The following is a 14,105-nucleotide window of genomic DNA, read 5'->3' on the forward strand; positions in this document are numbered from 1 at the left end:
CCCAAGGTCTGGCCCTCCGGATGGCGCGGGTCGGCGAACGGCGCGGCGGAAAGGATCCGCCCGCGTGGCGATCGCCGGAAGCATTATCTGCATGGGTGGGAGCATGAGAACGATGGACGCGGTCATGGTAGCGATAACAGACGAGGCTGGCGACAGCGCATCCGCGCGCCGCGAAGAAGAAGCGGGGCGAGCGCCCCATGATGGAAGCGGTGGCGCCCGGATTTGTCCGGGCCGCGCGTTTTTCCTGCTTGGTGTGTGGCTGCTGGCGGCCTGGATCGCACCGCCGCTGCGCGCCGAGGACGGCTACGACCTGTGGCTGCGCTACCGCGCGCTCGCGCCGGAGCACGCGGACGCCTATCGCGCGGCGGCATCGCAACTGGTCGCCGGGGACGCGACGCCGACCCAGGCCGCCACGCGCGCCGAACTGTTGCGCGGACTCGAGGGATTGCTCGGCGCCGCGCCGCCGCTGTCCGCCGCGGTCACCCGGCCCGGCGCGCTAATCGTCGGCACGCCGGCGTCCTCGCCGCTGATCGCGCGGCTGGGATTGCAGACCGGCGGGCTCGGCCGCGAGGGCTACCTGATCCGCAGCGTCGTCGTCGATGGCCACGCCGCCACGGTGATCGCGGCCGACGAGGACATCGGCGCGCTGTACGGCGCGTTCCATTTCCTGCGCCTGCTGCAGGGCGGGCAGCCGATCGCGCGGCTGGACGTTCGCGAGCGGCCGCGCTTGCAGCGCCGCGTGCTCAATCACTGGGACAACCTGGATCGCTACGTCGAGCGCGGCTACGCCGGCCAGTCGATCTGGGACTGGCACAAACTGCCGGACTGGCGCGATCCGTGCTACACCGACTACGCGCGCGCCAACGCCTCGATCGGCGTCAATGGCACGGTGCTCAACAACGTCAACGCCAACGCGCAGATCCTCACGCCGATGTACCTGGAGAAGGTCGCCGCGCTGGCCGGGGTGTTCCGTCCGTACGGCATCCGCGTCTATCTGAGCGCGCGTTTTTCCGCGCCAATCGAGATCGGCGGGCTGGCGACGGCCGATCCGCAGGATCCGGCGGTGCGCCGCTGGTGGCGCGACAAGGCCGATGAGATCTACCGGCATGTCCCCGATTTCGGCGGCTTCCTGGTCAAGGCCAATTCGGAAGGCCAGCCCGGCCCGCAGGACTACGGCCGCTCGCACGCCGACGGCGCCAACCTGCTGGCCGAGGCGCTGGCGCCGCACGGCGGCATCGTGATGTGGCGCGCCTTCGTCTACTCGCACGAGGAGCCGGAGGATCGCGCCAGGCAGGCTTACAGCGAGTTCGTGCCGCATGACGGCGCATTCGCCGGCAACGTGATGGTGCAGGTCAAGAACGGCGCGATCGACTTCCAGCCGCGCGAGCCGTTCCATCCGCTGTTCGGCGCGATGCCGTCCACGCCGCTGATGATGGAACTGCAGATCACCAAGGAATACCTCGGCTTCGCGACCCACCTGGCCTACCTGGGGCCGATGTACGAGGAAGTGCTGAAGGCCGACACCCATGCGCGCGGCAAGGGCTCGACGGTGGCGCGGGTGATCGACGGATCGCTGCACCGGTACGCGCTGACCGGCATGGCCGGCGTGGCCAACATCGGCAGCGATCGCAACTGGAGCGGTTCCCACTTCGACCAGGCCAACTGGTACGCCTTCGGCCGGCTGGCCTGGAATCCCGCGCTGGACGCGCGCGCCATCGCCGAGGAATGGACGCGGATGACGTTCTCCAACGATCCTGCCTTCGTCGCGCCGGTGGTGGAGATGATGATGGGCTCGCGCGAGGCGGTGGTGGACTACATGACGCCGCTGGGCCTGCACCACCTGATGGGCCGCGGGCACCACTACGGCCCCGCGCCGTGGGTCGAGGGCGGGCCGCGCGCCGACTGGACCTCGGTCTACTACCACCGCGCCACGCGCGAAGGCATCGGCTTCGATCGCAGCGCCAGCGGCAGCAACGCGGTGGCGCAGTACGCGCCGCCGGTGGCGCGGCGGTTCGGCGACGTCGGGCGCGTGCCGGAGGAATACCTGCTGTGGTTCCACCACGTGCCGTGGGATCACCGCATGCGCTCGGGACGCCCGCTGTGGGAGGAACTGGTGCATCGCTACGCGCGCGGGGTGGACTACGTGAAGCGGATGCGCGCGACCTGGGACGGGCTGGGCGCGCACATCGACGGCGAGCGGCACGCGCAGGTGGCCGCGTTCCTGGCGATCCAGCAGAAGGAGGCGCAGTGGTGGCGCGATGCCAGCATCGCCTACTTCCAGACCTTCTCCGGCCGGCCACTGCCGGCCGGGCAGGCGCCGCCGCCGCATCCGCTGGAACACTACAAGGCGCTGCAATTCCCGCATGCGCCGGGAGACGGACGATGAAGCGGCTGCCGCATCGCGTGGCCGCCACGCTGCTGGCGTTGGCGTCCTGCACGGGCGCGGCGGCCGCGCGCGCCGACGATGCAGCGGTGCTGCTGCACCCGATGTTCCAGGACCATGCGGTGCTGCAGCGCGACCAGCCGATCCGGGTCTGGGGACGCGCACGGCCGGGCGAGCAGGTGACCATCGCGCTGGCGGGCAAGCGCGCAAGCGCGCGCAGCGATGCCGAAGGCCGCTGGGAGGCGCTGCTGCCGGCGCTGAAGGCGGGCGGGCCGCACGTGCTGACCGCGAGCGCCGGCGCGATCACCCAGCGCGTCGGCGACGTGCTGGTCGGCGACGTCTGGCTGTGCTCGGGCCAGTCGAACATGGAACTGCAGGTCTGGCGATCGCTGGATGCGCGCGCCGAGATCGCCGGCGCGGCCAACAACCGCATCCGCCTGTTGACGGTGCCGCAGGTGGGCAGCGCGGCGCCGCTGGAACGGTTCCCCGATCCGGTGCGCTGGCAGGCGGTCACGCCGGACAGCGTGCGCGACTTCTCCGCCGCCTGCTACTACTTCGCACGCGAGCTGCGCAAGACGGTCGAGGTGCCGATGGGCCTGATCAACGCGTCCTGGGGCGGATCGCGCATCCAGGCGTGGACCCGCGCCGGAGCGCTGCGCACGACCGGCCATTACGACGACGAACTCGACGTGCTGGCGCTGTACGCCGACGACCCCGTGGCCGCGGTCGGGCGCTGGGGCGAGGTGTGGGGCCGGTGGTGGCGCGGCCGCGTCGATGCGGTCGCGGGCGACGAACCTTGGAGCACGGCCCACGCCACCGGCGATGGCTGGCGCGATGCGCCACGCGGACTCGGTGCGTGGGAGCGCTGGGACGTGCCGGAACTGGCCGCCTACGACGGCATGATGTGGTACCGCACGACGGTGACGCTGACCGCGCGACAGGCCGCGCAGGAGGCGGTGCTGGTGCTGGGCCCGGTCGACGAGATGGACATGACCTGGGTCAACGGCCGCGCCGTCGGCAGCAGCTACGGCGCCGGCGCGCCGCGCGAATATCCGCTGCCGCAGGGACTGCTGCGCGAGGGCGACAATGTCGTCGCCGTCAACGTGCTCGACACCTACCGCGACGGCGGCCTGTCCGGACCGGCGTCGGCGCATGCGCTGCGCCTGCGCGACGGCACCGTCGTGCCGCTGGACAAGCGCTGGCGCTACCGCAGCGTGCCGGGCCACGACTGGCCGCCGCGCGCGCCTTGGCAGTCGGCGGCCGGGCTGGCGACCCTGCACAACGGCATGATCGCGCCGCTGGGACGCTACGGATTGCGCGGCGCGCTCTGGTACCAGGGCGAATCCAATACCTTCGAGGCCGACCGCTACGGCGATCTGCTGCGCCTGCTGCGCCGCGACTGGCGCGATCGCTTCGGCGAACGCCTGCCGCTGCTGGTGGCGCAACTGGCCGGCTACGGCATGCCGGCGACGCGCCCCGGCGAGAGCGGCTGGGCCGCAATGCGCGAGGCGCAGCGGCGGGTGGCAGACGAGGACGCGAACACAGGGCTGGCGGTGACCGTCGACATCGGCGATCGCTACGATGTGCATCCGCCCAACAAGCAGGAACTCGGCCGCCGCTTCGCGCGCGCGGCGCGAAGCGTGGCCTATGGCGAGGCGGTGCCGCCCTCCGGCCCGCGGCCGTTGTCGGCCCGGCGGGAAGGCGATGCGGTCGTGGTGCGTTTCGGCGATATCGACGACGGCCTGATCGCGTACGGCGCGCAGGGACCGATCGGTTTCGAGCTGTGCGGCGCCCAGGCCGGTACCTGCCGCTATGCCGAGGCCCGCATCCGCGGCGACGAAGTGATCCTGCGCGCGGCGAACGCAGCGGACGCCACGCGCGTGCGCCACGGCTGGGCCGACAGCCCGGTGATCACCCTGTTCGACGGCAACGGCCTGCCGGCCGGGCCGTTCGAACTGGACATCGAACCACCATGACACCAAGCCCTCCCCTTCAAGGGGAGGGTTGGGTGGGGATGGTGCAGCGACGTGGTACAGACAATCGCAATCGGACACCCTCCCCCTCCCGGCCTCCCCCTTGAAGGGGGCAATACACCGTGATCCGAAAATCCACCGAGCCACCAACATGCCGACCGATTCCGAAACCGTTGCACAGGGCTCCACCTGCGATCGCGAGATCGTCGAGGCGAAGGTCATCGTCACCTGCCCGGGGCGCAACTTCGTCACCCTGAAGATCGTCACGCGTTCGGGCGTGCACGGCCTGGGCGACGCCACGCTCAACGGCCGCGAACTGGCGGTGGCCGCCTACCTGCAGGAACACGTCGTGCCCAACCTGATCGGCCGCGACGCCGGCCGCATCGAGGATCTGTGGCAGTTCCTCTACCGCGGCGCGTACTGGCGGCGCGGTCCGGTGACGATGACCGCCATCGCCGCGGTGGACGTGGCGCTGTGGGACATCCTCGGCAAGATGGCCGGCCTGCCGCTCTATCGGTTGCTCGGCGGCCGTTCGCGCAAGGGCGCGCTGGTCTACGCGCACGCCAACGGCCGCGACGTCGCCGAGGCCAGCGACGAGGTCGGCAGGTACATCGAGAAAGGATTCCTGGCGGTGCGCGCGCAATGCGGCGTGCCCGGCGTCAAGAAGGCCTACGGGATTTCCAGCGAAGGCAAGCCCTACGAACCGGCCGAGAGCGAACTGCCGGCCGAGACCGTCTGGAACACCCCGCGCTACCTGGAGACCGTGCCGCAACTGTTCGAGCGGCTGCGCAAGGATCACGGCAACCACGTCGAACTGCTGCACGACGTGCACCACCGCCTGACGCCGATCGAGGCGGCGCGACTGGCGCGCGACGTCGAACCGTACCGATTGTTCTGGCTGGAGGACGCCACGCCGGCCGAGAACCAGCAGTCGTTCGAGCTGATCCGCCGGCACTCGGTCACGCCGCTGGCGGTGGGCGAGGTGTTCAATTCGATCTGGGACTGCAAGCACCTGATCGAGCAGCAGCTGATCGACTACATCCGCACCACGATCGTCCACGGCGGCGGCATCACCCATATCCGCCGGCTGGCCGACTTCGCCGCGCTGCACCAGGTGCGCACCGGCTTCCACGGCGCCACCGACCTGTCGCCGGTGACGATGGGCGCAGCGCTGCACTTCGACACCTGGGTGCCCAACTTCGGCATCCAGGAATACATGTTCCATGCCCACGAAACCGACGCCGTGTTCCCGCACGACTACGTCTTTCGCGACGGCCGCCTGCACGTCGGCGACACGCCCGGTCATGGCGTGGACATCGACGAGGTGCTGGCGGCCAAGTACCCGTATGCGCCCAGGCAACTGCCGATCGCGCGGCTGGAGGACGGCGCGATGTGGGACTGGTGATGTGCATGGACGGCGACCAACTGCATCTTTCCGAAGCGACGCTGCCCGGCCTGCCGGCGGAGATCGCGCGCCCGGCGTACGACCGCCGCCGCACGCGCATCGGCATCGTGCATTTCGGTCCCGGTGCGTTCCATCGCGCGCACCAGGCGGTCTACCTCGACGACCTGCTCGCCGACGAGCCGGACTGGGCGATCTGTGGCGTCTCGCTGCACAGCGCCGGCGTGCGCGCTGCGCTGCGGCCGCAGGACGGGCTCTACACATTGGCGTTGCTGGGCGAGCGGCCGGCGCTGCGCGTGATCGGTTCGCTGCGCGAGCTGCTGTGCGCGCGCGACGAGCCGGCGGCGGTGCTGGCGCGGCTGGCCGATCCCGGCGTCCGCCTGGTCACGCTGACGATCACCGAGAAGGGCTATTGCCTGGCCGGCGACGGGCTGGATTTCGGGCATCCGGAAATCGTCCACGATCTCGCATCGCCCGAAGCGCCGGACGGCGCCATCGGCTACCTCGTCGCCGGCCTGCGCCTGCGCCGGCAGCGCGGCCTGGCGCCGTACACCGTATTGAGTTGCGACAACCTGGCCGACAACGGCGGCCGCCTGCGCCGCGCGGTGCTGCAGTACGCTGAGCGCATCGACGCGGATCTGGCGCGCTGGATCGCCGCCGAAGCCGCGTTCCCGCGCTCGATGGTGGACAGCATCACCCCGGCCACCGACGATGCCCTGCGCGAGCGCGTCGCCAGCCGACTGGGCTGCGTCGATGCCTGGCCGATCCAGCGCGAGCCTTACGCGCAATGGGTCATCGAGGATCGCTTCTGCAACGGCCGGCCGGCGTTCGAGCGCGCCGGCGTGACGATGAGCGACGACATCGCCGGCCACGATCGCGCCAAGCTGCGCCTGCTCAACGGCCCGCACTCGGCGCTGGCCTATCTCGGATCGCTGATGGGCATCGAGACCGTCGCCGAGGCGATGCGCGAACCCGCGCTGGCCGGCTTCGTCGAGCGGCTGATGCGGCAGGACGTCGCGCCCGGCCTGGGGACGCTGCAAGATTTCGATCCCGAGGCCTACATCGATGCGATCCTCGCGCGCTTCCGCAATCCGGCCATTGGCCACCGGCTGTCGCAGATCGCCTGGGACGGTTCGCAGAAGCTGCCGGTGCGCCTGTTCGGCACCATCGCCGACGCGCTCGCCGCCGGCCGCCCCATCGAACGGCTGTGCCTGCCGGTGGCGGCATGGATGCACTACGTGCGCCGGCAGGCGCGCGATGGCGTGGCACTGGTCGATCCGCTGGGCGATGCGCTGGCCGCGCTCGGGCGCGCAACCGGCGGCGATGCGCGGGCCGAGGTCGAAGCCTTCCTCGCGTTCGATACGGTGTTCGCGCCGCTGTCCGGCGATGCGCGCTTCGCCTCGGCGCTGCGCGATGCGTACCGATCGCTGGGAGACGCCGGCCCGGATGCGGTACGGGGCGCGCTGGCGGTCGCCGGCCGGGGCTAGCTAGCGCGCCTGCGCTTCGGCGGGTATTTGCAGCACCGTCTCCAGCGCCGGCTTGGGCCGGTGCGCGCGGTCGAACAGCAACGGATGGTTGGTGCGGTTGGGCACCGGATAGTCGTTCTTCCACGACATGCCGTCGTGCACGCCCCACAGCGTCACCCGGTCGATGACGTCGCGCTTGCGGTGGAACAGGCGGAACAGTTCGGCGTAGCGCTCGGCGAATTGCCGCTGCACGGCATCCGGCAGGCCGTCGGGATAGGGATCGAGATAGCGCTCGAACTCGGGCAACCGGAACTGCGGATGCTGCAGGCCGGTGCCGATGACCTGGCCTTCCCGGGTCAGCGGCAGCACGTCCACGTCCAGTTCGGTGATCATCACCTTCACGCCCAGCGCGGCGTAGGCGTCGATGGAGGCCTCGATGTCTTCCAGCGAGGGATAGTTCAGCCCCCAGTGCCCCTGCATGCCGATGCCGTCGATGCGGATGCCGGCGGCCTGCAGCATCTTCACCATGCGCACGATGCCGGCGCGCTTCTCCGGCCGCCAGGTGTTGAAGTCGTTGTAGTACAGCTCGGCGTCCGGCGCGGCGCGAGCGGCCGCGGCGAAGGCCTCGCGCACCACGGCATCGCCATCGCCAAGCGCGCGCGTCCACACGGTGTCGCGGTATTCGCCGTCCTCGCCGACGATCTCGTTGACCACGTCCCAAGCCTGCACGCGGCCACGATAGCGGCCGGCGACGGTGGCGATGTAGTCGCGCATGCGTGCGGCCATCGCATCGGCGGCGAGCGGCGCGCCCGCGTCGTCGCGGAAGAACCAGTCCGGCGTCTGGTTGTGCCAGACCAGGGTGTGGCCGACCAGGAACAGGCCGTGGCGCCGGCCGAACGCGACGAAGGCATCGGTGGCGGCAAAGTCCCAGACGCCGGGCTCGGGGTGCAGCACTTCCGCCTTCATCACGTTCTCGGCGGTGATCGAATCGAAGTGCAGCGGCACCAGCGCCTGCGAACGCGCATCACGGCCGGACACGATATCGTCGTTGACCGCGGTGCCGATGCGGAAGGCGTCGGCGTAGGCGCTTCGCAACGTCGTGGCGTCGGCACGTGATGCAAGACCTGTGGCGGGTTCGGAAGACCGCGCGTCGCCGGCAGGCGCCAGGATCGCAAGCGCGAGCAGGGCGGGGCGGATCAGGGCGATCATGGTGGGGCATCTCCAGTGCCGGCAATCAGGACGGCAGGGGGTGGCGTTGGTTGTGGGAGCGACGTGAGTCGCGAACGCTCTTGCCTGAAAAGCATTCGCGACTCACGTCGCTCCCACAATGGCTGCCGGGGCCAACTCATAGCCTGTAGGCGCGCTTCGGCAACCGATAGGCGAGATCGACCGAGACCTCGGCCGCCTCGTCCTCGTCGAGACGATGCTCGGCGACCAGCCTGGCCAGGAAGGCGCAATCCACGCGCCGGGCGACGTCGTGGCGCGCCGGGATCGACAGGAACGCGCGGGTATCGTCGTTGAAGCCAACCGTGTTGTAGAAGCCGGCGCTGGCCAGGGTCTGCTCGCGGAAGCGCCACATGCCTTCCGGTGCGTCGTGGAACCACCATGCCGGGCCGAGCAACAGGCAGGGCCAGTGGCCGGCCAGCGGCGCCAGTTCGCGCGCGTAGGTGCTCTCGTCCAGGGTGAACAGGATCAGCCTGAAGCCGGGTTCGTTGCCGAAGCGATCCAGCAACGGCTTGAGCGCATGCACGTAGTCGGTGCGCAGCGGGATGTCGGCGCCCTTGTCGCGGCCATGAAGCCCGAACAGCGCGCGGTTGTGGTTGCGGAAGCAGCCCGGGTGGATCTGCATCACCAGTCCGTCGTCCAGGCTCATCGCCGCCATCTCGGTGAGCATCTGCGCGCGGAACAGCTCGGCGTCCTCCGCCGTGGCCGCGCCACGCACGACCGTGTCGAACAGCCTGCGCGCCCGCGCCGCGGAGAGATCGGCGGTGGCGGCGCTGGGATGCCCGTGGTCGGTCGAGGTGGCGCCGGCCGCGGCGAAGAAGGCGCGGCGCTGGCGATGCGCACGCAGGTAGCCGTCCCAGGTGTGAACGTCCTCGCCGGTGATCTCGCCGAAGCGGCGCAATGCGGCGGGGAACTGCTCGTGCTCGGGATCGATCACCGGGTCCGGGCGGTAGGCGGTGATCACCCGGCCGTTCCAGCCGCTGTCGCGGATGGCGGCGTGGTGGACCAGTGGATCCAGCGGCGACTCGGTGGTGGCGATGACCTCGATGTTGAAGCGCTCGAACAGCGCGCGCGGGCGGAACCGCGGGGTAGCGAGCGCGTCGGTGATGGCATCGTAGTAGTGGTCGGCGCTGGCGGCCGACAGGCGCACGCGCAGGCCGAACACCTCGTGGAAGACGTGGTCGAGCCACATCATCGACGGCGTGCCGCGGAACAGAGGGAAGTGCTCGGCGAACAGCCGCCAGGCCGCGCGCGGATCGACCTCGGCGCGCGAGCCGTCGGCGCGCGGGATGCCGAGCGCGTCGAGCGGCACGCCCTGGCTGTAGAGCATGCGGAACACGTAGTGATCCGGCACCAGCAGCAGTTCGGTGGCATTGGCGAACGGCGCGTCGGTCGCGAACCAGGCCGGGTCGGTGTGGCCGTGCGGGCTGATGATCGGCAGGCCGGAGATGCCGGCGTACAGGCGACGGGCGATCGCGCGCTGCGCCGGATCGGACGGGAACAGGCGGTCTTCGTGCAGGTGCAGGAGGCGGCCGGGCGGGCTCATGGGGGAGTTTCCGGTTCGGGTTGCTTGGCGGACGGGAAGGGCGCGCGCTCAGCGGCGCACGCTTTCCTCCGGGCCGAGGGTGGTGGGAGGCAGCGGCCGGCGCACGACCTCGATGCGCTGGAACACCAGGCCCGGGTCGACCAGCCACAGCTTGAGGGTATTGGCGCCGGCGCGCACCCGGTGGCGCGAGCTGGCGACGTGGACGTTGTCGATGACGGCTGCTTCCCAGGCGCGGAAGTCGTGGTCGCCGGGGGTGGGGTCCAGGCGCACGTTCACCTGCTGCGGCGCCTCGTCGCCGATCGACAGGCCGTAGCGCAGGCCGCCGCGGTGGCCGATGTCCAGGGTCGGCGACACCAGCACCCGCACCTCGACCTCGCCGTCCTCATCCATCACCAGCGGGTATTCCAGCCGCGCGCCGTCGCCGCCGGGCACCCGCGGTCCGCCGGTGGCCGGCCAGGCGGTCACGCCCGACAGGGTACGGCCCAGGTTCGGGATCACCTGCCACTGGCCGCCGGTCGGCGCGACCGCGCGGGCGTGGTGCTCGGCCTCGATCGCGACCACGCCGTTGCCCTCGACGAAGCCGCGCGCGCCGCGGTGCGCCGGCGGCTTGTGCACCGGCACCGTCACGGTGACCTCGGTCCAGTCCTTGCCGCGGATGTAGAGCTGGCCCTCGTGCCGGCCCTCGGTCAGCGCATTCCAGTCGATTTCCAGCTGCAGTGGCTGCGCGTCGGCGACTTCGCCGGAGGCCGGTGACACCTTCAGCCACGGCGTCCGGCTGCTGGCGGTGAACGCGATCGGTTCGCGGCCGCGGTTGAACACCACCACCTCGCGGGTCGGTGCGGCGACCGGATCGAGTTCGGGCAGGCGCGGGGCGCGCAGCAGGGCCGGGTAGCCGGTCGGATCGCCTTCCACCACCACCCCGGTTACGCCCTTCTCCGGCGCGTCGACGCTGGCCAGCGCCGGCAGCACGTTGCGCTGCGGCGACTGCCAATGGGTATAGCCGATGCGCGGCTGGACCATCATGCTGGCCCACTTGCCGCCGGCGACGTCCTGTTCGTACACGCGCTGCAGCTCGGCGTCGCGGGCGAACAGCGCGCGCGCCTTGTCGGCCCAGGCGTTGGCCGAGGCCCGGCCCTGCGCCGCATACAGCCGGTTGCGGGCCACCGCCACGTGCAGGTGGTTGAGGTTGGCGCTGGCCAGCACCGGGTACTCGACCAGCTGGTACCAGGCGTCGCGCTGGCGCGCGGGAATCTTCGCCGCCAGGGCCTGGGTGCGCGCCACCAGCGCGTCCCACTCGCCGAGCACGCGTTCGGCCTCGCGCTCGTGGACCAGACTCCAGGTCTCGGCCGAGATCAGCTCCGGCTTGCGGCGCGCGTTGAGCCGGGTGTAGCCGGTGAGGATCCGGCCGATGGCCTGGGCATGGTCGTGGCCGAACTGTTCGGCCGCCCAAGCCGCCGGATAGGCCTTGATCCATTCCAGGTCGGCCGCGTCCGGATCCCAGGCCTGGTCGAGGAAGGCGCTGATCGGCAGTTCCTGCGGCTTGATGTCGCCGACGTTGACGATCCACAGCCGCTCCACGCCGTGCGCCCAGGCCAGGCGCATCTGCTCCCAGGCGCGTTCGACCTGGGTGGTGTTGATCCACTTGTAGTTGCGCGGGCCGCCGACGTAGTCGAAGTGGTAGTACACGCCATAGCCGCCGGTGCGTTGGTCGCCCGGCGCCGGCAGGCGGCGGATGTTGCCCCAGTTGTCGTCGGAGAACAGCAGGGTGACGTCGTCGGGCACGCGCATGCCGGCGTCGAAGTAGTCCTGCACCTCCTTGTACAGCGCCCACACCTGCGGGGTCTGCTCGGCCGGCTTGCCGGTGACCTCGGCGATGATCTTCCGCTGGTCGGCGACGATCCGTTCCAGCAGCGCGGTGGCCGTGCCCTCGGTCATGGCCTCGTCGCCGTCGCCGCGCATGCCCAGGGTCACCACCGCTTCGCGGCCCTGCAGGCGCTCCAGGCCGCCACGCCAGAATTCCTGCAGCCTGGCCGCGTTGCGGGTGTAGTCCCACGGGCCCTGGCCGTAGCGGCTCCACTCGTCGTGGGCGCGCATCATCGGCTCGTGGTGGGTGGTGGCGATCACCACACCGTAGTCGTCGGCGACCTTGGCGTTGAGCGCGTCGTCGTCGTAGAACGCGCGCGGTATCCACATCGCCGGCCACAGGTAGTTGCCCTTGTGGCGCAGGATCAGCTCGAACACGCGCTCGTAGAAGCGGTGGTCGGCGACGCCGCCGTAGTGGGCCTTGAGCCAGCCGCCCAGGGCCGGGTCCTCGTCGTTGATGAAGATGCCGCGGTAGCGCACCGCCGGCGCGTCGACGAAGCGGCCCGGCGCGGCGTGCAGGTTCGCGCGGCGCGGCGCCGGCACGTCGGCCCACCAGCTCCACGGCGAGACGCCGATGCGGCGCGACAGTTCGTACAGGCCGAAGATCGTGCCGCGCCTGTCGGCGCCGGCGATCACCAGCGCGCGATCGATGCCGGGTTCGGGATGCTCGACCACCTGCAGCAGGTAGGCCTCCCAGCGCCCGGCCACGCCGGCGGTGTCGAGGCCGCGCTCGCGCACGATGCGATCGATGCGCGCGCTGCGGCCCAGCGTGCCGGCGATGATCGCCGTGCGCGGCGCCGGCGCCGCCGTGGTCGTGGCGTCCGCTGCGGGAGGTTCGCGCCCGGCGACCGCGGCCAGGTCCGCGCGCAGATCGCCGGCTGCGCGCCGCACGCCGGGGAAGTCGTCGGCATCGACCCGCACTTCGATCGGGATGCCGCGCACGATCAGCGCGATGCCGCCGCGCGTGGCCGTTTCGCAGACGGCGGCCGGCGCACGGCAGTCCGGCGCCTGCGCGATCGCCGGCAGCGGCGCCGCGCACAGCAGCAGCCATGCCGCGCGCCGCAGCGCCGATGCGCCCGTCGCCTTCATTCTGCGCGCTCCGGCGCATTGCTTCCGTCGGCGCCGGGCGCGTTCGCCGCGCTCGCGGCCCTGGCCGCGGCCGCCTTCGAAGCAGCTTCGGCCTCGGCATCGCCCGGCGCCTTCGCCTCGCCGCGCAGGTACCGGCGCAGCCACTGCAGCGCCGGCCGTTCGCGGCCTTCGGCATCGATCAGGTACGCGCGCTGCTCGTGCCGCCACACGCCCGGCCGCCAGCCCCACAGCGTGATCCCGGCCACGCCGGGGTGCTCCCAGAACACCGGGAAGATCCGTTGCATGTCGGCGAGCTGCTGCTCGTCGGTGGGCCCGTCGATGTCCAGTTCGGTCACGTGGATCGGCAGGCCGGTCGAGGCCAGCAGGTCCAGGCTCTGGCGGTGCACCGACATCGGTGTTTCCAGCGTGGTCGAGAAGGCGTGGCCCTGCACGCCGATCACGTCGATCAGGTTCTCGGCCTGCAGCAGCCTGACGATCTCGACATAGCGCCTGGCGTCCGCCGGCGTGTTGGTGATGCTGTAGTCGTTGAGCATCAGCTTCGAGGACGGGAAGTGGCGGCGGGCGAGGCGGAAGGATTCGAGGATCCAGTCCCAGCCGCTGGCGCCTTCGCCGCCCAGCGCGCGCGCGTAGTTGCCGCCGTCGGGGTCATCCTTCGTCGGCGGATCGTGCAGGGGTTCGTTCACCACCTCGACGATGTCGATCTGCGGATAGCGCGCGGCCACGGCGGCGAACCACTGCTCGATCTCGGCGCGCTGCTCCTGCGGCGGCAGCGCGCGCATCCATTCCGGCTGCTGGTTGCCCCACACCATCACGTGCATCTGGAACGGCAGGCCGTTGTCCTTGGCGAGGCGGTACGCGGCATCGAGCCGGTCCCAGACCATCAGGTCGCGCCGCTCCTCGACCTCGCCCCACTTGCCGGCGTTCTCCGGCGTCACCTTGTTCCAGAGATCGAGGAAGCCTTCCGACTGCAGCGGCGAGTGCGCGCTGCCGAGGAACTTGGCCTGGCCGGCGGCGAGCGCGTTGCCGGCCTGCGCCGCATCGGCCTTTCCGGCGGCATCGTCCGCCGCCGGCGGGCCACCGCATGCGGCCAGCGCCAGCGCCGCTGCGGCGGCGAAGGAGTGGAAGGGCAGGGCACGGTTGCGCATGGGGAACCTCTGGT

7 protein-coding genes and 1 pseudogene are annotated in these 14,105 nt (G+C 71.1%); 4 read left to right on the forward strand and 4 right to left on the reverse strand.

The window, feature by feature from the left end; all coding sequences use genetic code 11:
* Positions 1-244: 244 nt before the first annotated feature.
* From AAG688_RS03930 to AAG688_RS03945, 4 genes are all read left to right on the forward strand, one after another.
* Positions 245-2,386 carry an alpha-glucuronidase family glycosyl hydrolase gene (locus AAG688_RS03930; RefSeq protein ID WP_411834926.1) on the forward strand — a complete coding sequence of 714 codons (2,142 nt, stop codon included), beginning with the start codon at positions 245-247 and terminating at the stop codon, positions 2,384-2,386.
* Positions 2,383-4,359, forward strand: a complete 1,977-nt coding sequence (locus tag AAG688_RS03935) for a sialate O-acetylesterase (protein ID WP_411834051.1) — start codon at positions 2,383-2,385, stop codon at positions 4,357-4,359. Before AAG688_RS03930 ends, AAG688_RS03935 begins: the two co-directional genes overlap by 4 nt.
* A 148-nt stretch (positions 4,360-4,507) precedes the next feature.
* Positions 4,508-5,761 (forward strand): D-mannonate dehydratase ManD, encoded by a 1,254-nt coding sequence (manD, locus tag AAG688_RS03940; RefSeq protein ID WP_411834052.1) that lies wholly within the window; start codon positions 4,508-4,510, stop codon positions 5,759-5,761.
* A 5-nt stretch (positions 5,762-5,766) separates the two neighbouring features.
* Positions 5,767-7,245: a mannitol dehydrogenase family protein gene (locus AAG688_RS03945; RefSeq protein WP_411834053.1), complete on the forward strand. Its 1,479-nt coding sequence runs from the start codon at positions 5,767-5,769 to the stop codon at positions 7,243-7,245.
* Here the strand turns inward: AAG688_RS03945 and AAG688_RS03950 are convergent, their stop codons facing one another.
* The 4 genes and pseudogenes from AAG688_RS03950 to AAG688_RS03965 all read right to left on the reverse strand — a co-directional run.
* A complete protein-coding gene (locus tag AAG688_RS03950) occupies positions 7,246-8,433 on the reverse strand; it encodes an endo-1,4-beta-xylanase (protein WP_411834054.1) in 1,188 nt (395 codons plus the stop codon). It lies immediately after the preceding gene.
* A gap of 136 nt (positions 8,434-8,569) precedes the next feature.
* Entirely contained in the window at positions 8,570-9,994 is a 1,425-nt protein-coding gene (uxaC, locus tag AAG688_RS03955; protein WP_411834055.1) for a glucuronate isomerase, read from the reverse strand.
* 48 nt (positions 9,995-10,042) lie between these two features.
* Positions 10,043-12,946, reverse strand: a complete 2,904-nt coding sequence (locus AAG688_RS03960) for a glycosyl hydrolase 115 family protein (RefSeq protein ID WP_411834056.1) — start codon at positions 12,944-12,946, stop codon at positions 10,043-10,045.
* 104 nt (positions 12,947-13,050) lie between these two features.
* Positions 13,051-14,091, reverse strand: a pseudogene (locus AAG688_RS03965) (endo-1,4-beta-xylanase); the annotation flags it as partial.
* Between the last annotated feature and the right edge of the window lie 14 nt (positions 14,092-14,105).

This window comes from Pseudoxanthomonas mexicana (assembly GCF_046736355.1).
In the GTDB taxonomy this organism is placed as follows: Bacteria; Pseudomonadota; Gammaproteobacteria; order Xanthomonadales; family Xanthomonadaceae; genus Pseudoxanthomonas_A; species Pseudoxanthomonas_A mexicana_B.

What these genes read in the sequence shown, in the direction of transcription:
- AAG688_RS03935 (WP_411834051.1), top strand. Translation starts at nt 2,383, where the DNA reads ATGAAGCGGCTGCCGCATCGCGTGGCCGCCACGCTGCTGGCGTTGGCG.
- uxaC (WP_411834055.1), bottom strand. Translation starts at nt 9,994, where the DNA reads ATGAGCCCGCCCGGCCGCCTCCTGCACCTGCACGAAGACCGCCTGTTC.
- manD (WP_411834052.1), top strand. Translation starts at nt 4,508, where the DNA reads ATGCCGACCGATTCCGAAACCGTTGCACAGGGCTCCACCTGCGATCGC.
- AAG688_RS03950 (WP_411834054.1), bottom strand. Translation starts at nt 8,433, where the DNA reads ATGATCGCCCTGATCCGCCCCGCCCTGCTCGCGCTTGCGATCCTGGCG.
- AAG688_RS03945 (WP_411834053.1), top strand. Translation starts at nt 5,767, where the DNA reads ATGGACGGCGACCAACTGCATCTTTCCGAAGCGACGCTGCCCGGCCTG.
- AAG688_RS03960 (WP_411834056.1), bottom strand. Translation starts at nt 12,946, where the DNA reads ATGAAGGCGACGGGCGCATCGGCGCTGCGGCGCGCGGCATGGCTGCTG.